This is a genomic window from Cupriavidus sp. 94F1 (assembly GCF_057798875.1).
On record NZ_JBYOJT010000003.1, the window covers coordinates 37001 to 61476 of the forward strand.

The following is a 24476-nucleotide window of genomic DNA, read 5'->3' on the forward strand; positions in this document are numbered from 1 at the left end:
TCCCAATGTTTAGTTTCTGGAAGAAGCGCAAGGCCGAGCCGGCTCCCGCGCCCGTCGAGCCGCCGGCGGCTGCGCCTTCGCCCGCACCCTCGCCCGCGCCGGCACCCTCGCCGGCCCCTACACCGGCACCGCTTCCCGCCCCCGTTCCTGCGCCCGCTCCTGCGCCGGCGCCTGTTCCCGTCCCGGTACCGGTTCCTGTGCCGGTTCCGGTCCCCGTGCCGATGCCCGCGCCCGCCCCGGTACCCGTACCGGTGCCTGTGCCCGTGCCGGCCCAGGTGCCGCCTCCCCCGCCCGCCCCGGTTGCCTATGAGCCGCCCGTGGTCGAGGAACTGGAACTGGTGCCGCCGCCCGCGCAGACGGCCGAGGCCAAGCGCGGCTGGATGTCACGCCTGAAAGCCGGCCTGTCGAAGACCAGCCGCAACATCGGCGTGCTGTTCGTCGGCGTGAAGGTCGACGAAGCCCTTTTCGAGGAACTGGAAACCGCGCTGCTGATGTCGGATGCCGGCGTGGAAGCCACCGAGTACCTGCTGGGCGAACTGCGCCGCCGCGTGAAGAGCGATCGCATCGAGACCGCCGAAGGCGTGAAGGCCGCGCTGAAGGATCTGCTGGTGCAGCTGCTCAAGCCGCTGGAAAAGACCATGGAGCTGGGCCGCGAGCAGCCGCTGGTGATGATGATTGCCGGCGTGAACGGCGCGGGCAAGACCACCAGCATCGGCAAGCTCTGCAAGCACTTCCAGAGCTACCACCAGTCGGTGCTGCTGGCCGCCGGCGACACCTTCCGCGCCGCCGCGCGCGAACAGCTGACCATCTGGGGCGAGCGCAACAACGTGACCGTGGTGGCCCAGGAAAGCGGCGATCCGGCCGCGGTGATCTTCGACGCCGTGAACGCCGCCCGCGCCCGCAAGATCGACATCGTGATGGCCGACACCGCCGGCCGCCTGCCCACGCAGCTGCACCTGATGGAAGAACTCAAGAAGGTCAAGCGCGTGATCGGCAAGGCCATGCCCACGGCCCCGCACGAATGCCTGCTGGTGATCGACGCCAACACGGGCCAGAACGCCCTGGCACAAACCCGTGCCTTCGACGACGCGCTGGGCCTGACCGGCCTGATCGTGACCAAGCTCGACGGCACGGCCAAGGGCGGCATCCTGGCCGCCATCGCCCGCCAGCGCCCGGTGCCGGTGTACTTCATCGGCGTGGGCGAGAAAGTGGAAGACCTGCAGCCGTTCAAGGCCGAGGAGTTCGCGGAGGCGCTGCTGGGGTGATACCCAGCCGGCGTTCCGGCCCTGCAAAGGCAAAGCCCCGCTGACGCGGGGCTCCTCCTCAAAATACAAGGGCACGACCAATTGCCTGGAAAAACCCCGGCATCAACGCCGGGGTTTTTCTTTGCTGGCCAAAACGAACCGCCGAAACCTACTCGCTATCGGGCTGCGCCGCCGGTGCCGCCTTCTGGAATGCTTCCAGTTCCATGCAGTTGGCGTGGATCTTCGCGATGGTCGGGAACGGTGTCAGGTCCACGTTGAATCGCTGCGAGTTGAACACCTGCGGCACCAGGCACAGGTCCACCAGCGTCGGCGTATCGCCAAATGCGTAGCGGCCCACGTGGCCCAGCTGCTGCAGGTTGATTTCCAGCGAGGCGAAGCCCTGCTCGATCCAGTGCCGGTACCAGCCGTCCTTGGCCTCGTCCGATACCTTCAGTTCATGCTTCAGGTACTTGAGCACCCGCAGGTTGTTCAGCGGATGGATCTCGCAGGCGATTTCCTGGGCCAGGCCGCGCACCACGGCGCGCTCGAACGGGTCTTTCGGCAGCAGTGCCGGCTCGGGATGGGTCTCGTCGAGATATTCGATGATGGCCATCGACTGGATCAGCGGACGGCCGTCGACCACCAGCGTCGGCACCACGCCGTCGGCGTTCAGCGCGCGGTACTCGGGCTTGAGCTGCATGCCGCCGTCCTTGAGCAGGTGCACGCCCTTGTAGTCGTAGGGCAGCCCCTTCAGGTTCAAGGCGATGCGTACGCGAAACGAAGCCGAGCTGCGGAAGTAGCTGTGGAGCGCAAGCATGGCCTCAGACCACCTTGACGGTCAGGTCGCCCACGCCGGCCACGTGGCACTGCATGACGTCGCCCTTGACCACCGGGCCCACGCCTTCGGGCGTGCCGCTGTAGATCAGGTCGCCCGGCTGCAGTTCGAACAGTTTCGACAGGTACGACACCATTTCGGGCACCGACCAGATCAGGTCCGACAAGTCACCGCGCTGCTTTTCCACGCCGTTCACGGCCAGCGTCACCGCGCCCTTTTCCGGGTGGCCGATGGCGGACACCGGCACGATCGGGCCAATCGGTGCCGACTTGTCGAACGCCTTGCCGGTTTCCCAGGGGCGGCCGGTCTTCTTCGACTCGTTCTGCAGGTCGCGGCGCGTCATGTCCAGGCCGATGGCGTAGCCGTAGACGTGGCTCGCGGCCTGTTCCACGGGGATGTCCTTGCCGCCCTTGCCGATGGCCACCACCAGCTCCACCTCGTAGTGGCAGTTGCCGGTGCCCGGCGGGTACGGGAACGTGCCTTCGGTGTTGTCGGGCACGTAGCTGACCGCGTCGGACGGCTTGCAGAAGAAGAACGGCGGTTCGCGGTCGGGGTCCGAGCCCATTTCACGTGCATGCGCGGCATAATTGCGGCCCACGCAATAGACCCGGCGCACGGGGAAGCTTGCGCTGCTGCCACGGACCGGCACCCCGACGGGGGCCTGCGGGGCGAATACGAACTCGGTCATCCAAACTCTCCTGCTTTCTCTTTTTGATGGGACGCCGCGCCGGTGCATTCGGCGTGCCCCGGTTTCGATGCGGAAATCGGGGGCGCGGCAGGGGCAAAGCATACACCCGGCGTACGGTGGCATACAGTGCAGGCAGCCCCGGCGCGAATCTTGCATATTGCAGTGCAACCCAGCGACCGTCATGAACCGCCGCACCTCGCCCCCACCTGCCAGTCCACCGCCGGCCGCAGGCTCCCGCACCCTGAGCATCCTGCTGGTGCGCGACCCGCACGACGCCGATCCGCTCAATGTGGAGACAATCCGCGCCGGATTGGCGCAGGCCGGCTTCACGACGGTGCAGACCGTGGACGCCGACCTGCGGCTGCCCGACGTGATCGCGGCCACGCTGCCCGACCTGGTCATCATCGCGTCCGAATCGGCCGCCCGCGACACCATCGAGCATGTCTGCGTGTCCACCCAGCACGCGCCGCGCCCGATCGTGCTGTTCACCGACAACGACGACTCCCAGCGCATCAAGGCCGCGCTGTCGGCCGGCATCACCGCCTATATCGTCGACGGCCTGCGCGCCGAGCGCGTCAAGACCGTGCTGGACGTGGCCTATGCGCGGTTCGAGCTCGACCAGCAGCTGCGCGCCGAGCTGGACGCCACCAGGCTCAAGCTGGCCGAGCGCAAGACCGTGGAACGCGCCAAGGGCCTGCTGATGGAGTCGCGCGGCATCACCGAGGACGACGCCTACAAGCGGCTGCGGTCGATGGCGATGGAGCGTGGCATCAAGCTCGTGGAAGCCGCCCAGCGCGTGATCGACGTGATGGGCTGAGGCCAGTCCATCCTTCCGCCATCCCTTTCGCCCGCGTCCCTCCCGCGCCCCCCCCAACACCAGCCCGGTGCATGCGCGGGCGCGGCGCTGCACCAGATACGCCATCCCGCCGCTTCCCCGCCGCTTCCCCGCCGTTTTCCCGCACGGTTTCGCGCCGATTTCCGCTCCCGGGGACCTGCGCCGCAGCCCCCCGCATGCACCGTCCCCTCGCTTGGCGCCTCGGCCTGGTGAAAAGCGCAGCCGACCGCACGGCGTTGTGCACCGCAACGGGCATGGCATGACGCTTGCGTAGTGGCTGACAAGGCCAACGACGGCCGGCATCACCCTGTAGTGCCCGGTATCACCCACAACATGCATGCACGCGCGCCAACGACGGCCCGCGCGGCATCGGACAACGGCGTCCTGCACCGCACCTTCCGGCTTCTGTCGACGCCTGGGGCTGCGGTCGGGACGCCTTTTTTCTTCTCGGAGCCATCGCAATGCCCTCTCGCCTCAAGATTGCCAAGCCCAACGTCGCCGACAACGCGGCCGCCGACCGCGCTCCGGCCAGCCACGGCCGCCGCCGCGCGCTGGCCACCCTTGCCGGCGCCAGCGTGATGACGCTGGTCGATCCGCTGGTGCGCAGCGGTGCCTGGGCAGCCGGCTCCGATGCGCCCGAGAAGGCCGAAGTCAGGATCGGCTTCATCCCGCTGACCGACTGCGCCTCGGTGGTCATGGCGTCGACGCTGGGCCTGGACAAGAAGTACGGCATCAAGATCACGCCGAGCAAGGAGGCGTCGTGGGCAGCCGTGCGCGACAAGCTGGTCAATGGCGAGCTCGATGCCGCGCACGTGCTCTACGGCCTGGTCTACGGCGTGCAGCTCGGCATCGGCGGGCCCCGGAAGGACATGGCGGTGCTGATGAACCTGAACCACAACGGCCAGGCCATCACGCTGTCGCAGAAGCTGGCGGAAAAGGGCGTCAAGGACGGTGCCAGCCTGAAGGCGCTGATGACCCGCGAAAAGCGCGAGTACGTGTTCGCCCAGACCTTCCCCACCGGCACGCATGCGATGTGGCTCTATTACTGGCTGGCCGCCAACGGCATCAATCCGATGCAGGACGCCAAGGCCATCACCGTGCCGCCGCCGCAGATGGTAGCCAACATGCGCGTGGGCAACATGGACGGCTTCTGCGTGGGCGAACCGTGGGGCGCGCGTGCCATCGCCGACAAGATCGGCTTCACGGCCGAAACCACCCAGGCCATCTGGAAGGATCACCCCGAGAAGGTGCTCGGCACCACATCGGATTTCGTCCAGAAAAATCCGAACACGGCCCGCGCGATGGTGGCGGCCGTCCTTGAAGCATCGAAGTTCATCGATGCTTCGGCCTCGAACCGCCGCAAGACCGCCGAGACCATCGCGGCCAAGTCCTATGTCAACACCGACATGGACATCATCCTGGACCGCATGCTGGGCCGCTACAGCAACGGTCTGGGCAAGACCTGGGACGACCCCGATTCGATGAAGTTCTATCAGGACGGCCTGGCCAACTACCCGTTCCTGTCGGACGGCATGTGGTTCCTCACGCAGCAGAAGCGCTGGGGCCTGCTGAAGGACCACCCCGACTACCTGGCCGTGGCCAGGCAGGTGAACCGCATCGACGTGTTCAAGCAGGCCGCCGCCGCGGCGCAGGTGCCGCTGCCCAAGAGCGATTTCCGGACCGCGAAGCTGATCGACGGCGTGACCTGGGACGCCGCCAAGGACCCGAAGGCCTACGCCGACGGCTTCAAGATCAGGGCCGGCGCCCTCTGACCCCGCACGCGTTGTTCGCGACCTGATCGCCCTCTGGAAAGGAGCCCGCCGTGAATGCCCTCGCCCCTGCCGTTACCCCCACTACTCCGCAAGGAGCCGCCATGGATGCCGATGTCCTCGATACGGAAGCCAAGGAACAGACGCGCCGCCGCGCCCAGGAGCTTGCCATCCAGGCGAAGCAGGCCGCGCGGCGCGAGGCCGTAGCCGGCTTCGTGCTCAAGTGCGTGCCGCCGCTGGCCGGCTTCGTGCTGTTCCTGCTGGTCTGGCACGGCATCGCCACGCTGATCCCGGCATTGCCCACGCCCGGTGCCACCTGGAATGCCGCCGTGCCGCTGTTTGCCGATCCGTTCTATCGCAACGGCCCGAACGACCAGGGCATCGGCTGGAACGTGCTGGCGTCGCTGGCGCGCGTGGCGGCCGGCTTCGGCCTGGCGGCGGTGATCGGCATTCCGGCCGGCTTCCTGCTGGGGCGTTTCGCCTTCCTGAACGCGATGGCGGCACCGGTCATCAGCCTGCTGCGGCCCGTGTCGCCGCTGGCCTGGCTGCCCATCGGCCTGCTGCTGTTCAAGGCCGCCAACCCGGCCGCCATCTGGGCCATCTTCATCTGCTCGATCTGGCCGATGATCATCAACACGGCGGTGGGCGTGACGCGCGTGCCGCAGGACTACCTGAACGTGGCGCGCGTGCTTGACCTGTCCGAATGGAAGATCTTCCGCAGCGTGCTGTTCCCGGCCGTGCTGCCGTACATGCTGACCGGCGTGCGTCTGTCCATCGGCACCGCGTGGCTGGTGATCGTGGCCGCCGAGATGCTGACCGGCGGCACCGGCATCGGCTTCTGGCTGTGGGACGAGTGGAACAACCTGAAGGTCGAGCACATCGTCATCGCCATCTTCATCATCGGCGTGGTGGGCCTGGTGCTGGAGCACCTGCTGCTGGCCCTGGCGCGCCGCTTCAGCTACGGCAACACCTGATCGGAGCCCCGTCATGGAAAAATTCGTCAGCATCGAACACGTAGGCCAGACGTTCAAGACGCGCAAGGGCCCGTTTGTGGCATTGCGCGACATCAACCTGTCGGTTGCCGAAGGCGAGTTCATCACGCTGATCGGGCATTCGGGCTGCGGCAAGTCCACACTGCTGAACCTGATCGCCGGGCTGACCACGCCCACCGCCGGCGCGCTGATCTGCGCCGGGCGCGAGATCGCCGGGCCCGGGCCGGAGCGCGCCGTGGTCTTCCAGAACCATTCGCTGCTGCCGTGGCTGACGTGCTTCGAAAACGTCCACCTGGGCGTGGAGCGCGTGTTCGGTGCCACGGAGAGCAAGGCGCAGCTGAAGGCCCGCACGCACGACACGCTGGCACTGGTGGGCCTGACCCACGCCGAAGGCAAGTATCCGCACGAGATCTCGGGCGGCATGAAGCAGCGCGTGGGCATCGCCCGGGCGCTGGCGATGCAGCCCAAGGTGCTGCTGATGGACGAGCCGTTCGGTGCGCTCGATGCGCTGACCCGCGCCCATCTGCAGGACGAACTGATCAAGATCGTGGCGCGTACGAAGAGCACCGTCGTCATGGTCACGCACGATGTGGACGAGGCCGTGCTGCTGGCCGACCGCATCGTCATGATGACCAACGGCCCGGCGGCCACCATCGGCGAGATCGTCAGCGTCGATATCCCGCGCCCGCGCGACCGCGTGGCGCTGGCCGACGACAAGACCTACCACGCCTGCCGCACGGCCGTGCTGGACTTCCTGTACCGCAAGCAGCGCAACCCGGCGCTGCAGGAAGCCGCCTGAGGCCCTGCGGGACCCATTGCCGGCGGCAATCGTGGGCTATCATGAACCCCACCCCCACGATTCCGGCAGTCATCATGACCACAGCAGCAGATTCGCCATTTTTGGCGGCAAAGTACATCAAGGAAATCGGCCGCGGCGTCAACGGCGCCCGGGCGCTGCCGCGCGAGGATGTCCAGGCGCTGTTCGACGCCATGCTGGCAGGCCGCGTTTCCGATATCGAACTGGGCGCGGTGCTGATGGCGTACCGCATCAAGGGCGAGGCCCCGCACGAACTGGCCGGCATGCTTGAAGCCGCGCACCAGCATTGCCAGCCGCTGGCGGCGCCGCCCGACAAGCCCGTGGTGGTGATCCCCAGCTACAACGGCGCGCGCAAGCAGCCCAACCTGGTGCCGCTGCTGGCGATGCTGCTGGCGCGCGATGGCGTGCCGACGCTGGTGCATGGCGTGCGCGCGTTCCACGGCCGCGTGACCAGCATGGCCCTGTTCGACGCGCTGGGCGTGCCGCTGTGCGCCACCACCCAGGCCGCGCAGGACCAGCTGCGTGCGGCATCGAACCCGCTGGCCGTGCTGCCTATCGACGTGCTGTCGCCCGCGCTGTCGGCCCTGCTCGACAAGCGCGCCATCATCGGCCTGCGCAATTCGTCGCACACGATCGTCAAGATGCTGCAGCCGGTGGGCGCGCATACGCCGGCCGAAGCCCTGCGCCTGTACAGCTACACCCACCCCGAATATCGCGAAACACTGACCGATTATTTCTCGCACGAGCCGGCCAATGTGCTGCTGGGCCGGGGCACCGAGGGCGAGGTGGTGGCCGATGCCCGCCGCAGCACGCGCATCGACTGGCTGCACGACGGGCATCAGCGCACGATGGTGGACCCGGTGGGCGGTTCCATCGCCGAAGTGCCGGCGCTGCCGGCCGGCACCGACGTGGCCGACACGGCGGCCTGGATCCGCAAGGTGCTCGATGGCGCCGAGCCGGTGCCCGCCCCCATCGCCACCCAGATCGCCACGATCAAGGATTGCCTGCGGCAGGCCACGCGCGTGGCCTGGGCCAGCCCGGTCTGATCGCCCAACCCGGCCAGCGCGCGGAAAGGCGGCCGCGGCACGTCGGCCGCGCTGCGGCCTAACGCCGCACCGGCAGCGGGATGCGCTCGGTTTCGCCTGGCACGTGCGGAAACTTGTCGTCCTGCCAACGCTGGCTGGCTTCCTCGATGGCTTCCTTGCTGCTGGCCACGAAGTTCCAGAAGATAAAGCGGCGGCCGTCGGTCGGATCGCCGCCGAGCAGCATCACGCGCGACGGCATGGTCGCCGTGATCGTCACCGGCTCGCCCGGCGTCAACACCACCAGATGCTCGGCGGGCAGCGTCTCGCCATCCATTTCCAGGTTGCCGTCCACCGGATAGACGCCGCGCTGCACATGTTCCGCCGGAATCACCAGGCTGGCGCCGGCATCCATCTCGATGGCCACGTAGAGCGTGCGGCTGTACACCCGCACCGGGGATTCGGCGCCGAAGGCATCGCCGGCAATCACCGTCATCCGCACGCCGGGCAGTTCCAGCTTGGGCAGCGTGGCGCCCGGATGGTGGTGGAACGACGGCGGATCGTTCTCATGGGCCAGCGGCAGTGCCACCCAGGTCTGGATGCCATGCAGGCGCGGGCCTGCCTCGCGGGCGGCATCCGGCGAACGTTCCGAATGGACGATGCCGGTGCCAGCCGTCATCCAGTTCACGTCGCCCGGCCGGATCACCTGTTCGCTGCCCAGGCTGTCCCGGTGCATGATCTCGCCCTCGAAAAGGTATGTCACCGTGGCCAGACCGATATGCGGATGCGGACGCACATCCATGCCCTGCCCCGGCGCCATCTCCACGGGGCCCATGTGGTCGAAGAAAATGAACGGCCCGACGGTCTGGGTCGTGGCGGCGGGCAGCAGGCGGCGGACGGTGAACTCGCCGATATCCCGCACATGCGGCTTCAGCAAGTGTTCGATAGCAGACATGGAAACGTCTCCAAGGAATGGTGCAATGCGGCTGGAAAACAACTTCAGTGTAGCGAATCCCGCAATTCACCATCCCGAATTTGCAGTGAATTCGTCGGAAACCGATTGACCGCCGGCTTCTCTAATATTCCTGTCGGGATCACGCCGCCCGCCAGGCCTTGTGGGGACTGGGGCGCGATCCGAAGCCGACGACGATCAGACGCTATCGGGATTACGACCCCGATGTGACGGAACTATCAACCCCATCGGCCCTCTAACTTAGCACTCGTCCGGTTCGAGTGCTAATATGCGTTGCAATGCGGTGTCCTTCCGGGACACACCGGCAACCCACCGCCGGATGCGAAAGGAGTCATAGTGAACGCAGTCCTGTCTGCCGATCAAAACCAAGTTTCCCGCCGTCTGCCGACGGCGCCCCAGAGTGCTGCCGCGAACAGCCTTGCGCTGACGTTTCCGGGCACGCTGGGCAATCTGGATAGCTATATCCAGGCGGTCCATCGCATTCCGCTGCTTACCCCCGAGGAAGAGCTGCGGCTGGCCCGCGACCTGCGCGACAACGATTCCGTCGATGCCGCCCGCCGCCTGGTGATGTCGCACCTGCGCCTGGTCGTGTCGATCGCCCGCCAGTACCTGGGCTACGGCCTGCCGCACGCCGACCTGATCCAGGAAGGCAATATCGGCCTGATGAAGGCCGTGAAGCGCTTCGACCCCGAGCAGGGCGTGCGCCTGGTGTCGTACGCGATGCACTGGATCAAGGCCGAGATCCACGAATACGTGCTGAAGAACTGGCGCATGGTCAAGGTGGCCACCACCAAGGCCCAGCGCAAGCTGTTCTTCAACCTGCGCAGCCACAAGCAGGGTGCGCATACCTTCACGCCCGAGCAGATCGAAGCCGTTGCACGCGAGCTGAACGTCAAGCCCGAGGAAGTGATGGAGATGGAAACCCGCATGTCGGGCGGCGATATGGCGCTGGAAGGCCAGATCGACGATGGCGAGGAAGAATTCGCCCCCATCGCCTACCTTGCGGACAACCACAACGAGCCCACCAAGGTCATCGAGGCCAAACACAACGACCGGCTGCAGGTGGAAGGGCTGGAAGAAGCGCTGAGCAAGCTCGATCCGCGCAGCCGCCGCATCATCGAGGCGCGCTGGCTGGACGTGAACGACGACGGCTCGGGCGGCTCCACGCTGCATGAGCTGGCCGACGAATTCGGCGTGTCGGCCGAGCGGATCCGCCAGATCGAGACGGCCGCGATGAAGAAGATGAAGGGTGCGCTGGCGGCATTTGCCTGATCCGCGCCAACGCGGAACGCACCAAGCAAAAGGCCGGTCGATTGACCGGCCTTTTTGTTTGCCCTGGCGCACCGGCATCGCCGCCGCGCGCCCGGCACGTCCGTCAGGACATCAGGACATCAGCGCCTTCAGGTCGTGGGCGATCGGCTCCGGACCCTGGCCGTGGCGGATGAACAGCCGCAACTGACCGTTCTGGTCGAATACGTAGCTGCCGGCCGAGTGATCCATCGTGTAGTTGTTCGGCGACGAACCGGGCACCTTGGCGTAATACACCTTGAAGTCCTTGGTCACCTGCTTGAGCGCGGCCTCGTCAGCCGGGCGCAGGCCCAGGAAGCGCGCGTCGAAGGCCGGCACGTACTGGCCCAGCAGCGCGCCGGTATCGCGGTCCGGGTCCACCGTGACGAACAGCACCTGCACCTTGTCGGCATCGGGGCCCAGCTGCTCCATCACCTGCTTGAGCTCGACCATGGTAGTCGGGCAGACGTCCGGGCAATGCGTGTAGCCGAAGAACATCAGCACCACCTTGCCCTTGAAGTCGCCCAGCGTGCGGGTCTTGCCGGCGGGGTCCTGCAGCGCGAAATCCTTGCCGAAGTCGCTGGCGCCCGAGATATCGACGTTCTTGAACGACGGCTTCGGCTGCCCGCAGGCGGCCAGGAACGCGGCGCAAAGGGCGAGCAGGCAAAAGCGGCGGAATGTGGCGAAAAAGCCAGAGGCGGAGGTCGGCATGCGTCGGAGCGGATGGGAAGCAAGATACGCCCGGAAGTATCGCCGATCACGCTGGCCGTGGACTCCGGGCGCGGCAAGATGCCGCAGGCAGACCGATCAGACCTGCGGCACGAACTTGAAGTAGTGATCCACCAGCAGCGCCGCGAACAGCAGCGACAGGTACAGGATCGAATAGCGGAAGGTGCGTTGCGCGAGTTGATCCGAGTAGTTGCGGAACAGCTTCCAGGCGTAGCCCAGGAAGACCAGGCCCAGCCCCAGCGCGGCCACCAGGTAGATGACGCCGCTCATGCCGTAGACGAACGGCAGCAGCGTGGCCGCGATCATCACCAGCGTGTACAGCAGGATATGCAGCAGCGTGTAGCGTTCGCCATGGGTAATCGGCAGCATCGGCAGGCCGGACTTGGCATAGTCCGCGCGGCGATACAGCGCCAGCGCCCAGAAGTGCGGCGGCGTCCACGTGAAGATGATCAGCACCAGGAACCAGGCCTCGGCCGGCACGGTGCCCGCCACGGCGGCCCAGCCCAGCGCCGGCGGCATGGCGCCCGACAGCCCGCCGATCACGATGTTCTGCGGCGTGGCCGGCTTCAGCAGGATCGTGTAGACCACCGCGTAGCCCAGGAACGTGGCGAAGGTCAGCCACATCGTCAGGTCGTTGGCGAACACGTGCAGCAGCCACATGCCCGCGCCGCCAAGGATGGCCGAGAAGATCAGCGTCTGCGTGGTGGTGATCTCGCCGGTGGCGGACGGGCGCCAGGCCGTGCGGCGCATCAGCGCGTCGATCTTCTGTTCCACCAGGCAGTTGATGGCGAAGGCCGCGCCGGCCAGCAGCCAGATACCGGCGGCGCCGCCGATCAGGACCGACCACGGCACCATGCCCGGCGTGGCCAGGAACATGCCGATGACCGAGCAGAACACGGCCAGTTGCGTCACGCGCGGCTTGGTCAGTGCGGCGTATTGGCGGGCCAGGTGACGAATCCGGCCCACGGAAGAGTGGGGGTGGGTAGCGGTAACCACGGGGGGCATCTTGTCCTTCATGTGGCGCGCGCCGCGATTGCGGACTGGGCGGCGGCGCCTGCGGAGCGGGTCGCGAGGCCGATATTGTAGTTGAGACGGAGCAACAGCATCAGCAACAGGGCTGCTCCGCCGTTATGTGCCACCGCCGCCACCAGCGGCCAGTCGAACACGATGTTCGACATCCCGGTGGCCAGTTGCAGCGCCAGCACGGCCAGCAGCCACTTGCCGTGGCGCGCCAGCCCTTCCAGCCGGCGGGCGCGCAGGCCGAACCACAGCAGGTAGCCCAGCACCACGAACGCAAAGCCGCGATGCACCCAGTGGATGGCCACCAGCGCCGCGTGCGGGATGTAGTCGCCATCGGCCGTCATACCCAGCTGGCGCCACAGCGTGAAGCCATGGCGGAAGTCCATCTCGGGCACCAGCTGGCCGTTGCAGAGCGGGAAGTCGGTACAGGCCAGCACCGCGTAGTTGGTGCTGACCCAGCCGCCCAGGAAGATCTGGACCACCAGCAGCACGATGGCCAGCAGGCCCGCCCAGCGCAGCGACGCCGCCTGCGGCGCCACCGCGTGCGGCTGGTCGTTGCGCGAGCCCAGCCAGATCAGCGATGCCAGCAGCAGCATGGCCAGCATCAGGTGCGTGACCACGATGATCGGCTGCAGCTTCATGGTGACCGTGAGCATGCCGAAGGCACCCTGCACGCAGACCAGCACGAAGACGCCCGTGGCAAACCATGGCGACTGCCTGAGTTCGCGCCGCTTCACCCAGGCCAGCACCATCAGCGAGATGATCAGCACGCCCACCGCCATGGCGAAATAGCGATGGATCATCTCGATCCAGGCCTTGACCAGCGTGACCGGGCCGCTCGGCAGCGCCGTCTCGGCCGCGCGGATCGGCTCCATCGCCGCATGCGGGTTCGAATGGCCATAGCAACCCGGCCAGTCCGGGCAGCCCAGGCCCGAGTCGGTCAGCCGCGTGAAGCTGCCGAACATGATCAGGTCCAGCGTCAGGAACGCCGTGATCCACACGAGCTTGCGATATTTGTCACGGCTGCCGCGCACCATCACATAGGACAGTGGCAGCAGGGCGATCAGGATGCCGATGATGGCGAGCTGGAGCAGCATTTGGGTACAGCCGGTAATTCAACGAAAAAACGATCGGGATGGATCGGTCGGTGCGCCAGGATGGTTCCGGCGCGCGTCAGCCGATGCGCGAATACTTGAGCAGCTTCTTCAGGTCGCCGCTCACCTTCTTCGGGTCGGGGTCCTTCGGCCAGCGCATCATCAGATTGCCCAGCGGATCGACCAGGAACAGCGTGTCCTCGACGCGGCCGCCTTCCTGGGCCGGCAGCCATTGCGCGATGGCCGCACGGTCCATGCGCAGGAAGCGCACGCCGGCATAGGGTTCGTTGTAGGCGGTAGATAGCCGATCGTCCACTTTACCGGCGTCCTGGATCAGCCAGACCGGCACGATCCGCTCGCGGTCCTCGCCCTGCCCCGCGCGGATCTGGCGCATCGTGAACAGCTTGCGCGCGCAGGCTTCGTCGCAGGCGGACGGATCAGTCATCAGCATCAGCCACTTGCCGCGCATCGACGTCAGCGGCACGGCCTCGCCGCGCTCGTTGACCAGTTCGACGGCCGGCATCGGGCGCTGTGGGTCCACCAGCGCGCCATAGTTGGTGCTGCCGCCGGTCGGCTTGATCACGTAATAGGTGAAATACGAGAACAGCACCGGCGATGCGCACACCAGCAGCAGCATCAGCATCTGCAGACGGCCACGGCGCGTGCGGGCATCGATGCGGGGGTCGGGCGTGGCCGAGGGATCTTGCTGCGGCATGGAGGATGTCTGTACGTTCATCGTTCGATCAATCTGATCACTCTCGGGTCATTCGGTGGCCGTGGCCGGTCCGGCCTCGCGCCGGGCGCGGCGCCATCCCAGCACTGCCACCAGCACCACGGTCAGCGCGGCCAGGCCGAACCACTGCGCGGCGTAGCCATAGTGGCGGTCGGCGCCGGAATCGGCGGGCGCCCAGTCGCGCGCCAGCCCATCGCCCGTATCGCCCGACTGTTCCAGTACCACTGGCAGCAGTGGCGTACCGATCTCACGCGCATACGCGGCAAGGTCGATATTCTGACGTATCTTGCGGCCGGCCTCCGCGGCGGGGTCCTGGCCGAGGCTGTACACGCGCGGCACGGCGGCCAGCGCGGTGCCTTCGACGGTGACCTCGCCGGCTGGCGTCGGGAACGGCGCGATGCGCGTGCGGTCCTGCGCGTCGCGTGGCAGCCAGCCGCGCAGCACCAGCACCTGCCCGCCCGTGGCCAGCCGCAACGGCGTCAGCACCAGAAATCCGGCACGGCTGTCGGTGCCATTGCCATGCGGGCGATTGTCCAGCAGCACGGTGCGGCTGTCGTCGAAGCTGCCGCGTGCGCGCACGTGGCGATCCACCAAAGCCGCGGCGTCTCCCCGCCCTGCTGTCAGATCGACCGGCGCCTGCGCCGCTGCCGCCGCCAGCCGTGCGGCGCGGCCGGTCTTCTCGTGCGCACGGCCCAGTTGCCAGTTGCCCAGCGCGCAGGTCACCGCGATCACCACCAGCGCGGCAATCATCGGCACCGCTCCCGGCGCGCGCCACCGCCTGCGGGTCGTCACGGGTTTCCTCCGGCGGCGGCGATGCCATAATGGGCGCTTGCCGAAAAGAGCCCCCCACATGCGCTTTGTCATCATCGTCGCCTTTATCCTGATCATCGGCAGCCTGGCGTCCGCGCTGTTCTTCATGATGCGCGACCGTGGCCGCACGCCCAACATGATGCGCTCGCTGATGCTGCGCGTCGGCTTCTCGATCGCACTGTTCCTGTTCATCCTGTTCTCGCACTGGATGGGCTGGATTCAGAGCACCGGCATCCACATGTCCCCCTGAGCCGTCCGGATGCCAAACAAAAAGCGCCGCTGAGACTGACCTCACGCGGCGCTTTTCGTTTGTGGCTGGCTGGCTTCGCTCTCCCGCCGCGCGGGAGAGCGGCTGGGGGAGCGCGCAGACACCACCCGGTGTTACAACCAGTACACGACCACGTACAGACCCAGCCAGACCACGTCCACGAAGTGCCAGTACCAGGCGGCGCCTTCGAACGCGAAGTGGTGGTCCGGCGTGAAGTGGCCCTTGAGCACGCGGCCCAGCACCACCGCCAGCATGATCGCGCCCATCGTCACGTGGAAGCCGTGAAAGCCCGTGAGCAGGAAGAACGTCGAACCATAGACACCCGACGTGAGCTTCAGGTTCAGCTCGTGGTAGGCGTGCATGTATTCGTAGACCTGCAGGCACATGAAGATCGCGCCCAGCAGGATGGTCAGCACCAGGCCCTGGATCAGCTGGTTGCGCTTGCCGGCCAGCAGCGCGTGGTGCGCCCAGGTCAGCGTCACGCCCGAGGTCAGCAGCAGCGCCGTGTTGATCGTCGGGATCGGCCACGGCCCCATGGTCTGGAAGGTTTCCACGGTGCCCGCCGGGCCGGTGTTCGGCCACACGGCCGAGAAGTCCGGCCAGATGATCTTGTTGTTCAGGTCGCCCAGCCACGGCATGGCGATGGTGCGCGCGTAGAACAGCGCACCGAAGAACGCCGCGAAGAACATCACCTCCGAGAAGATGAACCAGCCCATCGACCAGCGGAACGACACGTCGATGTTCTTGCCATACAGCCCGCCCTCGGATTCGCCGATGGCGTCGCCGAACCAGCTCTTGAGCACGAACAGGAACCAGATCAGCCCGAAGCCGCACAGGTACGGCGCCCACGGCTGCCCGTTGACCCAACCGGCCGCTCCCGCGCCGGTCATCAGCAGGCCGAACGCCGCCGTGATCGGATGGCGCGACGGGCCCGGCACGAAGTAGTACGGGGCGTTTGCGCGATTCGCACTCATTCTTCTATCTCCAGCTCAAAGTCTCGATTCATGTTATCCGCCCGTCCGGCCCCGACATCTGGCCGGCGGCGTGCTCGCTTTGTATCTGCTGCCCTGCTATGCCTGGCTGACCACGACGCGCACGATGGCGATCAGTACCGCCACGAACACCGCTGCCGCAATCAGCCCGGCGATGATCACATGCACCGGGTTCAGGCGCGCCATGTCGGATTCATGCTCCGACCCCTTGCGCAGCCCAATGAACGACCACAGCACCGCACGCACCGTCTGTACGAATGACGCCTTGCGATGCACCGGATCGTCCGTCGCCATGCCCAGCCTCCTCAGCTGCCCTGCTGCGTTGCCGTCACCCCGGCTTCCTGGGCCTGCGCCACCGGCGTGCCGATCTCGAAGAACGTGTACGACAGCGTGATGACCTTCACATCCTTCGGCAGCTTCGGATCGACCACGAAGACCACCGGCATCTCGCGCGCCTCGTTCGCCTTGAGCGTCTGCTGCTTGAAGCAGAAGCACTCCACCTTCTTGAAATACTCCGTGGCCTGCTTGGGCGCGTAGCTCGGGATCGCCTGCGCCGAGATGTCGCGCGACTGGCCATTGGCCACTTCGTAGACGATCGTCGTCAGCTCGCCCGGGTGCACCTCCATCGAATGCCTGACCGGCCGGAACGCAAACGGGCCGCGCGCATTCGAATCGAACTCCACGGTAATCGTGCGGGTCGTGTCGACCTGGGTATTTTTTACCGCCGCGCCCGCGCCATACAGGTCGCGCGTGGTCACCACGTTGAGCCCGGTGATGTCGCAGATCGCCTTGTACAGCGGCACCAGCGCGTAGCCAAAGCCGAACATCAGCGTCACCACGACCAGCAGCCGCATCATCATGCCGCGGTTGAATCGCTTTTCGAGGGCTTTGTCCTGCGCGTCCACTGCCTTGTCTCCGGCTATTGCCTTGTTCTTATCGGATCAGCCGCCCAGGAACTTCATCTTGGCGACAAATCCCAGGAAAAAAACCAGTGCCACCGACAACAGGATCCATCCCAGGCGCCGGTTGGCGGCTTTCTGGCTGGCCTGGCGTTCCAGCTGCGACGGGCTTTTGGCTGAGGGCTGCATGATTCGGATCTCGCTGGCCGGACGCCCGTGGGCATCCGGCCGATTGGCACGACTTCGCACGACTTCGCACGACTTCGTAAAACTACGACGTCCCTGCGCTTACTTCACCACCGGCGGCTCTTCGAAGGTGTGGAACGGGGCCGGCGACGGCACGGTCCACTCCAGGCCTTCGGCGCCATCCCACGGCTTGTCGCCGGCGGCCTGGCCGCCACGGTACGACGGCAGCACCACCGCGAAGAAGAAGTACACCTGCATCAGGCCGAAGCCCAGCGCGCCCAGCGACGCCACGGCGTTGAAGTCCGTGAACTGGGTCGGGTAATCGGCATAGCGACGCGGCATGCCGGCCAGGCCCAGGAAGTGCATCGGGAAGAAGGTCACGTTGAAGAAGATCAGCGAGCCCCAGAAATGGATCTTGCCGCGCATCTCGTCGTACATGAACCCGCTCCACTTGGGCCCCCAGTAGTAGAAGCCGGCGAACAGCGCGAACAGCGAGCCCGCCACCAGCACGTAATGGAAGTGCGCCACGATGAAGTACGTGTCCTGCAGCTGGATGTCGATCGGGGCGACGGCCGGCATCAGGCCCGTGAAGCCGCCGATCGTGAACACGAAGATGAAGCCGATCGCGAACAGCATCGGGGTCTCGAACGTCATCGAGCCGCGCCACATCGTGGCAATCCAGTTGAAGATCTTCACGGCCGTGGGCACCGCGATCAGCATCGTCGCGTACATGAAGAACAGCTGGCCCGTCACCGGCATGCCCGTGGTGAACATGTGGTGGGCCCACACGATGAACGACAGGATGGCGATCGACGCCGTGGCGTACACCATCGAGCTGTAGCCGAACAGGCGCTTGCGCGCGAAGGCCGGCACCACGTGCGAGATGATGCCGAACGCCGGCAGGATCATGATGTACACCTCGGGGTGCCCGAAGAACCAGAAGATGTGCTGGTACATCACCGGGTCACCGCCGCCAGCGGCCGAGAAGAAGCTCGTGCCGAAGTGGCGGTCGGTCAGCACCATCGTGATGGCGCCAGCCAGCACCGGCATCACGGCGATCAGCAGGTAGGCGGTGATCAGCCACGTCCAGCAGAACATCGGCATCTTCATCAGCGTCATGCCGGGCGCGCGCATGTTGAGGATGGTCACGATGATGTTGATCGAGCCCATGATCGACGACGCGCCCATGATGTGCATGGCGAAGATGGCCATGTCCATGCCCGGGCCCATCTGCACCGACAGCGGCGCGTAGAGCGTCCAGCCCGCGGCGGTGGCGCCGCCCGGTGCGAAGAACGAGCCAACCAGCAGCAGCGCGGCCGGCGGCATCAGCCAGAAGCTGAAGTTGTTCATGCGCGCGAACGCCATGTCCGAGGCGCCGATCTGCAGCGGGATCATCCAGTTCGCAAAGCCCACGAACGCCGGCATGATCGCGCCGAACACCATGATCAGGCCGTGCATCGTGGTGAACTGGTTGAACAGTTCGGGCCGGAAGAACTGCAGGCCCGGCTCGAACAGCTCCAGGCGGATCAGCAGTGCCAGCGCGCCGCCCGACAGCAGCATCGTGAACGAGAACAGCAGGTACAGCGTGCCGATGTCCTTGTGGTTGGTCGCGAACAGCCAGCGGCGCCAGCCATGCGGATGATCGTGCGCGTGATCGTCATGGCCGTGACCATGGCCGTGATCGTGCGCGTGGTCGTGCGGATGGCCCAGTGTCTCCGGGGTAGCGGTACTCATCGCAATGACTCCATCAATTCCTGAATGCGGGGCTGCCGCGGGTCAGCCTGCGACGCGGTTGCCCGCGAGGCTGGCCTGCTTGTCGTTGGTCGGCGTGGCGGCCTTCCTGGGGGCCGTGTCGCCGGCTGCGGCCTGTGCGCCGCCGCCTTCCGGGAACTTGCCGGCGCGGGCTTGCGAGAAGTCCGCCGGCTGGATCACTTCGCCGGTCTTGTTGCTCCAGCTGTTACGGGTGTACGTCATGACCGCGGCCAGCTCGGTATCCGAGAGCTGCTTCCACGACGGCATGCCGCCCTTGCCTTCCAGCAGGATGTGCATCTGGCCGGCCTTCGGGCCATTGACGACCTTCGAGCCGTCCAGCGCCGGGAACGCGCCCGCGCCCTTGCCGGTCGGCTGGTGGCAGACCGCGCAGTTGGCGGCGTAGACCTTCTCGCCGCGCACCTTGATTTCGTCGAGCGTCCAGGTCTTGTTGGGATCGTCGGCGGCCGCGGCCATCAGCTTCTTCTTGTCGTCGACCCACTTGGCGTATTCGCCATCGGACACCACGCGCACCACGATCGGCATGAACGCGTGTTCCTTGCCGCACAGCTCGGCGCACTGGCCACGGTAGACGCCGGTCTTCTCGGCGCGGAACCACGTGTCGCGCACGAAGCCCGGAATCGCATCCTGCTTGACGCCGAACGCCGGGATCATCCAGGCATGGATCACGTCATTGGCGGTCGTGACGATGCGGATCTTCTTGTTGACGGGCACCACCAGCTCGTTGTCCACCTCCATCAGGTAGGTGTTCGACTTTTCCTGCTGGTTGTTGATCTGCTCGCGCGGCGTGGTCAACGTGGACACGAACGAGATGCCCTCGCCCTGGCCCTTGAGGTAGTCGTACCCCCATTTCCACTGGTAGCCGGTGGCCTTGATCGTGATGTCGGAGTTCGTGGTGTCCTTCATCGCCACCACGGTCTTGGTCGCCGGCAGCGCCATGGCGATCACGATCAGGAACGGCACGATGGTCCAGACCACTTCCACGGTGATGCTCTCGTGGAACGAGGCCGACTTCGCGCCCTTGCTCTTGCGGTGCTTGAAGATGGAATAGAACATCACGCCGAACACGGCGATGAAGATCACCGTGCAGATGATCAGCATCATCCAGTTCAGCCAGTGAATCTGTTCGGCGATCTTTGTAACGGGTTCGGCCAGGTTCAGCTGTCGGACGGCTGGGCCACCCGGCATGTCACTGACCGCGGAGGCCGCCTGGCTGACAAGCAGGGACGTGCCTGCAAGACATGCTGCGGATGCCTTCTTCCACATTTTCATTGTTTATCTACCCAATTTACAGATTCAAATCTGTCCCCGCCCTGCCCCGCACCCCGTCCGGTCCGGACGTCATGCAGGGCCGCTGCGAGTTCCTGCGCGAACTTGCGCCGCCGGTGCGGGGCCAGATACGACCCCACCCGCACGGTGCGCTTGCCCGACCGCAGAACCACGAGCGCCCGGAACGATTCACCCAGTTCAATCCGCACCCACTGTGGATTGAAGACTTCCCGCGTGACCCGACTGGCGCTGGCTGTCTCCACGACCAGCATGCCGTCGGTCACACTCACGCGTTCATGATCCGTCGCATGGCGCGCATACGCCAGCAGGGCAATCCCCAGCCCGGTCAGTTCCAGGCCAGCAAACGGCAGCACGAGCCAGGCCCCATGCCACACGGTCAGAAACGCCGCGATGGCAATGGAAAAACATGCGATGGAGAAGTAGAACCAGCCGACCTGGCGCGGAGAGAGCGAACAATTCCGCTTCATCAGCCAGTCGTTGGCCGGCAAGGGGGTACGTCCGCCGGGATTTCCGCCGGAGTCACCTACTGCCGTCTGGAATGCGATACCCAAGTCTTGCATCGCCAACCACTCTGCATCGGATGCACGCCCGGGACGAAATCCGCCCCAGGAGCGCACGTGCGGAGTGCCTTCCAGGAACGTTCTTGTGCCAGGGGACCACTGCGACAAACCGGCCCATTATATGGCGCTTCGCATACTCGAACAACATAGGATTTGACCGAAGTGCTTGCCATCGGCACAAATTTGTGCATGAGCTTTTTAGCCCCGATAGGCAACACAAACGGCAAGCCCCGATTGTCGGGCAACCGTCCTGCTGGCGCGCTTCAGCGGCGCGCCGGGGCGCGGCCGATCTTGTCGACGGGGATGATCGCGCGGCCCTGATCGTCGGTGGCCTGTTTGCCGCGGGCCGGGATTTTCCATGCATGGCCGTAGACAATCTCGAACGTCAGCGGGATCACGCCATCCTCGTTGCGCATGCGATGCAGGGCGGCAATCACGGCGCGGTGCCACTTGTGCCCGCGCAGCCCGACCCGGCCCGGCCGGCGCATGCCGCCGAAGGCGCGCACTTCGTCCAGCAGCTTTTCGGGCGATTCGTAGGTGACGGTCAGCGTCTCCATGTCCATCACGGGCGTGGACCAGCCGCTGTGCACGAGCATGTCGCCGATGTCGTGCATGTCGACGAAGCGCAGCGTGTGCGCGTCGAGGTCCACGTCGGCAAATGCGGCTCGCAATTCCTTCAAGGTGTCGGGGCCAAACAACGAGAACATGACGAGCCCGTCGTCGGCGGTGACCCGATGCCATTCCGGGAACACGCGGTGCGGCTCGGGATGCCAGTGCAGGGCCAGGTTCGACCACAGCAGGTCGAAGCTGGCCGCGCCAAAGGGCAGTGTGGCAAGATCGGCCTGCACCAGGTCGAACATCGGGCGCTTGCCCAGCAGCCGCCCCACCCAGCCGGGCCGGCGCTGTGGGTCTCGCCCGGCGGCCTGCTGCAGCATCGCGCCGGAGATATCGATTCCGGCAATCTGCGCATCGGGAAACCGCGCGCGCAAACCCGCCAGACCCTGGCCATGGCCGCAGCCGATATCGAGCGCGCGGCCCGGCGACAGCTTGACCACTTCCATCCGCTCCTGCATGCGCTGGCCTATCTCGCCAAGCAGGAAATCGAGCTGGCCGAAGCGCGGGCTACGGCGATCGAAGGCAAGCCGGGTCAGCCGCGCGGGCGGCAACCAGGCATCTGAGGAGTCGGAGGCATGCAGGGACACGGACAGGCGAGGCAGCAAGGGTCGAATCAGCAGGTGCGGCAAAGTGTCGCACCCTCGGAGACCGCACGGAGCGGGCCGGCGGAAGTATACGCGCCGGGACCCATGCGTGCCCGAAGGGTCTTTGCCGGACCGGCCGCACGGTTGTGGCGCGGGCTGTTGCCATCGGGCTGCCTGGTCTGCGGAGCCGTGCAGCGCGACGTGGTGTGCGCCGCTTGCGCCGATGCGTTGGCGCGGCCCGTATCGCGCTGCCCCCGGTGTGCCACGCCGGGCAGCCACGGCGCTTGCGGGCTGTGCGCGGACGACGATCCGCTCGATGCCACGCTGACGCTCGGCGACTACGCCACACCGTTCGACCAATTGATCCTGCAGCTTAAATTCGGCGGCCGGCTGCCCGCTGCGGGATGGATCGCCGACCGCCTGGCCACGGTGGCCCGCACCGGCCGCGCCCCCGATTTTTTCGACCTGCTGGTGCCGATCCCGCTGTCACCGGCCCGCCTGGCAGAACGCGGTTTCAACCAGGCCTGGGAAATCGCCCGCCCGCTGGCGCGTCACCTGGGCGTCCGCGCATCGGCCACGCTGCTGTCGCGTCGTCGCGACACAATCAGCCAGCGCACCCTGGACCTGGCCGCGCGCCAGGCCAATTTGCGACAGGCGTTCGTCGTCAGCCACAACACGTCACCGCACGGGCTGCATGTCGGCCTGATCGACGATGTGATGACCACTGGCGCCACGTTGCGCGAAGCCGCGCGGGTGCTGAAAGCGCACGGCGCGGCCCGCGTCACCGCGCTGGTGGCCTTGCGCACGCCGTGACACGACGCGGCGCACGCGGTAAGCTGCGCTCCGGTTTTTTGCTGCCATCCCATGTTCAACGTCGTCCTTGTCGAACCCGAAATCCCGCCGAATACCGGCAATGTGATCCGCCTGTGCGCCAATACGGGCGCGCAGTTGCATCTGGTCAAACCGCTGGGATTTCCGCTGGAAGACGCGCGCATGCGGCGCGCGGGGCTGGACTATCACGAGTACGCGACGATGCGCGTGCACGAAAGCTGGGACGCGCTGATGGCCGCCGAACAGCCCGACCCCACGCGCATGTTCGCGCTGACCACGCACGGCTCCACGCCGTTCGGCCAGGTCAGCTTCGAGCCGGGCGACTGGTTCGTGTTCGGATCGGAAACGCGTGGCCTGGCGCCCGAGCGGCGCGAGTGGTTTCCCGCCGCGCAGCGCATCCGCCTGCCGATGCGCCCCAACAACCGCAGCCTCAACCTGTCGAACACGGTCGCCGTGGTCGTGTTCGAGGCCTGGCGCCAGAACGGCTTCGCGGGCGGCGCCTGAGCGCGCCCACGCCAGACGCGTCCGGCGTCAGTCCTCCGGCTGCACGTTGGCGGCGCGGATCACCTTGTCCCAGCGTGCCTTCTCGCTGACCATCGTCTGCCGCAGCGATGCCGGCGCCGTACCGGCCGGCACGAAATACTGCGCGCGCATCTTGTCGCGCACGTCGGCGCTGCCGATGATCGTGACCAGTTCGCGATACAGTCGGTCCACGATCGGCGCCGGCGTCCCGCCCGGCGCAAGAATGGCCTGCCACGAGATCGCCTCGAAACCCGGATAACCCGATTCCGCCACCGTCGGCACCGAAGGCAGCAGGCCGGTGCGCCCCGACGACGTCACCGCCAGTAGGCGCAGCTTGCCGGCCGTCACAAGCGGCATGGCAATCGCCGGCACCATGAAGCCCGCCTGCACCTGGCCGCCGACGATTGCCGTCGTGATCTGCGGAAATCCCGCATAGGGCACGTGCTGCAGGTCGATGCCGGCCATCGCCTTGAGCTGCTCCATCGCCAGGTGCGCCGCGCTGCCGTTACCGACCGACCCATAGTTCATCACGCCCGGCTTCGACTTCGCCAGCGCCACGAACTCGCGCAGGCTGTGCACGGGCAGCCGGGCATCGATGACCAGCACGTTGGGCGACGTGGCCACCAGCGTCACCGGCGCCAGCTGCTTCATCGGGTCATAGCTCAAATGGCGATACAGCGACGGCGCCGTCACCAGCGGGCCATTGATCGTGAACAGCAGCGTGTAGCCATCGGGCGCGGCCTTGGCCACCAGCCCCGTGCCGATATTGCCGCCCGCGCCGGGCCGGTTCTCGACCACCACGGACTGTCCCAGCACGGCAGCCAGCTTCTCGGTGACGATGCGGGCGATCAGATCCGGCGACGAGCCGGCCGGGAACGGCACGATCATGCGGATCGGCTTGGCTGGCCAGGTGTCGGCCTGCGCGAGCGCGGGCCATGCGAGCGCGGCGGCGCAGGTGGTCAGGGCCTGAAGTACTCGGCGGCGCGTGAATATGTCCATGCGGTTCTCGGTGCGCTGGCCCTCTCCCCCGGCCCCTCTCCCGCGCGCGGGAGAGGGGCGGGGGGGGGGGGGGGGGGGGGGGGGGGGCCCCGGGGGGGTGGGGGGCCGCGGG

Annotated in this window: 27 protein-coding genes; 10 read left to right on the forward strand and 17 right to left on the reverse strand. The window is 66.5% G+C overall.

Annotated features, from left to right (window positions below):
* Window positions 1-5: 5 nt before the first annotated feature.
* Window positions 6-1265 (forward strand): signal recognition particle-docking protein FtsY, encoded by a 1260-nt coding sequence (gene ftsY, locus AC3FJ6_RS07855; protein WP_488771400.1) that lies wholly within the window; start codon window positions 6-8, stop codon window positions 1263-1265.
* A gap of 148 nt (window positions 1266-1413) precedes the next feature.
* On the opposite strand, the gene maiA is transcribed toward ftsY, so the two are convergent.
* The gene (gene maiA, locus AC3FJ6_RS07860) at window positions 1414-2061 is read right to left on the reverse strand and encodes a maleylacetoacetate isomerase (protein ID WP_488771401.1); all 648 of its coding nucleotides are present in this window, start codon (window positions 2059-2061) and stop codon (window positions 1414-1416) included.
* 4 nt (window positions 2062-2065) lie between these two features.
* Entirely contained in the window at window positions 2066-2767 is a 702-nt protein-coding gene (locus AC3FJ6_RS07865; protein WP_488771402.1) for a fumarylacetoacetate hydrolase family protein, read from the reverse strand.
* Window positions 2768-2948: 181 nt separating this feature from the next.
* Between AC3FJ6_RS07865 and AC3FJ6_RS07870 the strand changes: the two genes are divergently transcribed.
* The 5 genes from AC3FJ6_RS07870 (at window position 2949) to ybiB (ending at window position 8226) form a co-directional block, all read left to right on the forward strand.
* Window positions 2949-3584 carry an ANTAR domain-containing response regulator gene (locus AC3FJ6_RS07870; protein WP_488771403.1) on the forward strand — a complete coding sequence of 212 codons (636 nt, stop codon included), beginning with the start codon at window positions 2949-2951 and terminating at the stop codon, window positions 3582-3584.
* Window positions 3585-4063: 479 nt separating this feature from the next.
* Window positions 4064-5374: a CmpA/NrtA family ABC transporter substrate-binding protein gene (locus tag AC3FJ6_RS07875; RefSeq protein WP_488771404.1), complete on the forward strand. Its 1311-nt coding sequence runs from the start codon at window positions 4064-4066 to the stop codon at window positions 5372-5374.
* A gap of 101 nt (window positions 5375-5475) precedes the next feature.
* On the forward strand, window positions 5476-6345 hold the full coding sequence (ntrB, locus tag AC3FJ6_RS07880; RefSeq protein WP_153949010.1) for a nitrate ABC transporter permease: 870 nt from the start codon (window positions 5476-5478) through the stop codon (window positions 6343-6345).
* 13 nt (window positions 6346-6358) lie between these two features.
* Window positions 6359-7162 carry an ABC transporter ATP-binding protein gene (locus AC3FJ6_RS07885; protein WP_488771405.1) on the forward strand — a complete coding sequence of 268 codons (804 nt, stop codon included), beginning with the start codon at window positions 6359-6361 and terminating at the stop codon, window positions 7160-7162.
* Window positions 7163-7236: 74 nt separating this feature from the next.
* Complete coding sequence (gene ybiB, locus AC3FJ6_RS07890) at window positions 7237-8226, forward strand: DNA-binding protein YbiB (RefSeq protein WP_488771406.1); 990 nt, start codon at window positions 7237-7239, stop codon at window positions 8224-8226.
* A gap of 58 nt (window positions 8227-8284) precedes the next feature.
* On the opposite strand, the gene AC3FJ6_RS07895 is transcribed toward ybiB, so the two are convergent.
* Entirely contained in the window at window positions 8285-9157 is an 873-nt protein-coding gene (locus AC3FJ6_RS07895; protein ID WP_092603155.1) for a pirin family protein, read from the reverse strand.
* A gap of 354 nt (window positions 9158-9511) precedes the next feature.
* On the opposite strand from AC3FJ6_RS07895, the gene rpoH reads away from it, so the two are divergent.
* Window positions 9512-10447: an RNA polymerase sigma factor RpoH gene (gene rpoH / locus AC3FJ6_RS07900; protein WP_400392107.1), complete on the forward strand. Its 936-nt coding sequence runs from the start codon at window positions 9512-9514 to the stop codon at window positions 10445-10447.
* 111 nt (window positions 10448-10558) lie between these two features.
* Here rpoH and AC3FJ6_RS07905 read toward each other — a convergent pair whose 3' ends face one another.
* From AC3FJ6_RS07905 to AC3FJ6_RS07925, 5 genes are all read right to left on the reverse strand, one after another.
* Window positions 10559-11173, reverse strand: a complete 615-nt coding sequence (locus AC3FJ6_RS07905; protein WP_488771407.1) for an SCO family protein — start codon at window positions 11171-11173, stop codon at window positions 10559-10561.
* A gap of 96 nt (window positions 11174-11269) precedes the next feature.
* Window positions 11270-12196, reverse strand: a complete 927-nt coding sequence (gene cyoE, locus AC3FJ6_RS07910; protein ID WP_488771845.1) for a heme o synthase — start codon at window positions 12194-12196, stop codon at window positions 11270-11272.
* A gap of 8 nt (window positions 12197-12204) precedes the next feature.
* Window positions 12205-13308: a COX15/CtaA family protein gene (locus AC3FJ6_RS07915; protein WP_488771408.1), complete on the reverse strand. Its 1104-nt coding sequence runs from the start codon at window positions 13306-13308 to the stop codon at window positions 12205-12207.
* 76 nt (window positions 13309-13384) lie between these two features.
* Window positions 13385-14020, reverse strand: coding sequence for an SCO family protein (locus AC3FJ6_RS07920; protein ID WP_228771002.1), 636 nt, complete (start codon window positions 14018-14020; stop codon window positions 13385-13387).
* A gap of 48 nt (window positions 14021-14068) precedes the next feature.
* A complete protein-coding gene (locus AC3FJ6_RS07925) occupies window positions 14069-14788 on the reverse strand; it encodes an SURF1 family protein (protein WP_488771846.1) in 720 nt (239 codons plus the stop codon).
* A 100-nt stretch (window positions 14789-14888) separates the two neighbouring features.
* Here AC3FJ6_RS07925 and AC3FJ6_RS07930 point away from each other — a divergent pair, with 100 nt between their 5' ends.
* Window positions 14889-15098 carry a twin transmembrane helix small protein gene (locus AC3FJ6_RS07930; RefSeq protein WP_092603143.1) on the forward strand — a complete coding sequence of 70 codons (210 nt, stop codon included), beginning with the start codon at window positions 14889-14891 and terminating at the stop codon, window positions 15096-15098.
* Window positions 15099-15229: 131 nt separating this feature from the next.
* On the opposite strand, the gene AC3FJ6_RS07935 is transcribed toward AC3FJ6_RS07930, so the two are convergent.
* The 8 genes from AC3FJ6_RS07935 to AC3FJ6_RS07970 form a co-directional block, all read right to left on the reverse strand.
* Window positions 15230-16090, reverse strand: a complete 861-nt coding sequence (locus AC3FJ6_RS07935) for a cytochrome c oxidase subunit 3 (protein WP_092603141.1) — start codon at window positions 16088-16090, stop codon at window positions 15230-15232.
* Window positions 16091-16186: 96 nt separating this feature from the next.
* The gene (locus tag AC3FJ6_RS07940) at window positions 16187-16402 is read right to left on the reverse strand and encodes a DUF2970 domain-containing protein (RefSeq protein WP_092603139.1); all 216 of its coding nucleotides are present in this window, start codon (window positions 16400-16402) and stop codon (window positions 16187-16189) included.
* A gap of 11 nt (window positions 16403-16413) precedes the next feature.
* Complete coding sequence (locus tag AC3FJ6_RS07945) at window positions 16414-17013, reverse strand: cytochrome c oxidase assembly protein (protein ID WP_488771409.1); 600 nt, start codon at window positions 17011-17013, stop codon at window positions 16414-16416.
* A 36-nt stretch (window positions 17014-17049) separates the two neighbouring features.
* The gene (locus AC3FJ6_RS07950) at window positions 17050-17196 is read right to left on the reverse strand and encodes a cytochrome oxidase small assembly protein (protein ID WP_175460007.1); all 147 of its coding nucleotides are present in this window, start codon (window positions 17194-17196) and stop codon (window positions 17050-17052) included.
* Between the two features lie 99 nt (window positions 17197-17295).
* Window positions 17296-18927 (reverse strand): cytochrome c oxidase subunit I, encoded by a 1632-nt coding sequence (gene ctaD, locus AC3FJ6_RS07955; RefSeq protein ID WP_488771410.1) that lies wholly within the window; start codon window positions 18925-18927, stop codon window positions 17296-17298.
* Window positions 18928-18969: 42 nt separating this feature from the next.
* Window positions 18970-20235: a cytochrome c oxidase subunit II gene (gene coxB, locus AC3FJ6_RS07960; RefSeq protein WP_153949018.1), complete on the reverse strand. Its 1266-nt coding sequence runs from the start codon at window positions 20233-20235 to the stop codon at window positions 18970-18972.
* Complete coding sequence (locus AC3FJ6_RS07965; protein ID WP_488771847.1) at window positions 20232-20813, reverse strand: DUF2244 domain-containing protein; 582 nt, start codon at window positions 20811-20813, stop codon at window positions 20232-20234. The genes coxB and AC3FJ6_RS07965 overlap by 4 nt, the downstream gene beginning before the upstream one ends.
* Before the next feature lie 263 nt (window positions 20814-21076).
* Window positions 21077-22015, reverse strand: coding sequence for a methyltransferase domain-containing protein (locus tag AC3FJ6_RS07970; RefSeq protein ID WP_488771412.1), 939 nt, complete (start codon window positions 22013-22015; stop codon window positions 21077-21079).
* Between the two features lie 102 nt (window positions 22016-22117).
* Between AC3FJ6_RS07970 and AC3FJ6_RS07975 the strand changes: the two genes are divergently transcribed.
* Together AC3FJ6_RS07975 and trmL are read left to right on the forward strand one after the other, a co-directional pair.
* A complete protein-coding gene (locus AC3FJ6_RS07975) occupies window positions 22118-22825 on the forward strand; it encodes a ComFC family protein (protein WP_488771413.1) in 708 nt (235 codons plus the stop codon).
* Window positions 22826-22876: 51 nt separating this feature from the next.
* Entirely contained in the window at window positions 22877-23347 is a 471-nt protein-coding gene (trmL, locus tag AC3FJ6_RS07980) for a tRNA (uridine(34)/cytosine(34)/5-carboxymethylaminomethyluridine(34)-2'-O)-methyltransferase TrmL (protein WP_488771414.1), read from the forward strand.
* 27 nt (window positions 23348-23374) lie between these two features.
* Here trmL and AC3FJ6_RS07985 read toward each other — a convergent pair whose 3' ends face one another.
* Entirely contained in the window at window positions 23375-24358 is a 984-nt protein-coding gene (locus AC3FJ6_RS07985) for a Bug family tripartite tricarboxylate transporter substrate binding protein (RefSeq protein ID WP_488771848.1), read from the reverse strand.
* Window positions 24359-24476 lie beyond the last annotated feature (118 nt).

Bases quoted from the DNA above. Each gene is read 5' to 3' on its own strand.
- ftsY (WP_488771400.1), top strand. From the start codon at position 6: ATGTTTAGTTTCTGGAAGAAGCGCAAGGCCGAGCCGGCTCCCGCGCCC.
- maiA (WP_488771401.1), bottom strand. From the start codon at position 2,061: ATGCTTGCGCTCCACAGCTACTTCCGCAGCTCGGCTTCGTTTCGCGTA.
- AC3FJ6_RS07865 (WP_488771402.1), bottom strand. From the start codon at position 2,767: ATGACCGAGTTCGTATTCGCCCCGCAGGCCCCCGTCGGGGTGCCGGTC.
- AC3FJ6_RS07870 (WP_488771403.1), top strand. From the start codon at position 2,949: ATGAACCGCCGCACCTCGCCCCCACCTGCCAGTCCACCGCCGGCCGCA.
- AC3FJ6_RS07875 (WP_488771404.1), top strand. From the start codon at position 4,064: ATGCCCTCTCGCCTCAAGATTGCCAAGCCCAACGTCGCCGACAACGCG.
- ntrB (WP_153949010.1), top strand. From the start codon at position 5,476: ATGGATGCCGATGTCCTCGATACGGAAGCCAAGGAACAGACGCGCCGC.
- AC3FJ6_RS07885 (WP_488771405.1), top strand. From the start codon at position 6,359: ATGGAAAAATTCGTCAGCATCGAACACGTAGGCCAGACGTTCAAGACG.
- ybiB (WP_488771406.1), top strand. From the start codon at position 7,237: ATGACCACAGCAGCAGATTCGCCATTTTTGGCGGCAAAGTACATCAAG.
- AC3FJ6_RS07895 (WP_092603155.1), bottom strand. From the start codon at position 9,157: ATGTCTGCTATCGAACACTTGCTGAAGCCGCATGTGCGGGATATCGGC.
- AC3FJ6_RS07905 (WP_488771407.1), bottom strand. From the start codon at position 11,173: ATGCCGACCTCCGCCTCTGGCTTTTTCGCCACATTCCGCCGCTTTTGC.
- cyoE (WP_488771845.1), bottom strand. From the start codon at position 12,196: ATGCCCCCCGTGGTTACCGCTACCCACCCCCACTCTTCCGTGGGCCGG.
- AC3FJ6_RS07915 (WP_488771408.1), bottom strand. From the start codon at position 13,308: ATGCTGCTCCAGCTCGCCATCATCGGCATCCTGATCGCCCTGCTGCCA.
- AC3FJ6_RS07920 (WP_228771002.1), bottom strand. From the start codon at position 14,020: ATGCCGCAGCAAGATCCCTCGGCCACGCCCGACCCCCGCATCGATGCC.
- AC3FJ6_RS07925 (WP_488771846.1), bottom strand. From the start codon at position 14,788: ATGATTGCCGCGCTGGTGGTGATCGCGGTGACCTGCGCGCTGGGCAAC.
- AC3FJ6_RS07930 (WP_092603143.1), top strand. From the start codon at position 14,889: ATGCGCTTTGTCATCATCGTCGCCTTTATCCTGATCATCGGCAGCCTG.
- AC3FJ6_RS07935 (WP_092603141.1), bottom strand. From the start codon at position 16,090: ATGAGTGCGAATCGCGCAAACGCCCCGTACTACTTCGTGCCGGGCCCG.
- AC3FJ6_RS07940 (WP_092603139.1), bottom strand. From the start codon at position 16,402: ATGGCGACGGACGATCCGGTGCATCGCAAGGCGTCATTCGTACAGACG.
- AC3FJ6_RS07950 (WP_175460007.1), bottom strand. From the start codon at position 17,196: ATGCAGCCCTCAGCCAAAAGCCCGTCGCAGCTGGAACGCCAGGCCAGC.
- ctaD (WP_488771410.1), bottom strand. From the start codon at position 18,927: ATGAGTACCGCTACCCCGGAGACACTGGGCCATCCGCACGACCACGCG.
- coxB (WP_153949018.1), bottom strand. From the start codon at position 20,235: ATGAAAATGTGGAAGAAGGCATCCGCAGCATGTCTTGCAGGCACGTCC.
- AC3FJ6_RS07965 (WP_488771847.1), bottom strand. From the start codon at position 20,813: ATGCAAGACTTGGGTATCGCATTCCAGACGGCAGTAGGTGACTCCGGC.
- AC3FJ6_RS07975 (WP_488771413.1), top strand. From the start codon at position 22,118: ATGCGTGCCCGAAGGGTCTTTGCCGGACCGGCCGCACGGTTGTGGCGC.
- trmL (WP_488771414.1), top strand. From the start codon at position 22,877: ATGTTCAACGTCGTCCTTGTCGAACCCGAAATCCCGCCGAATACCGGC.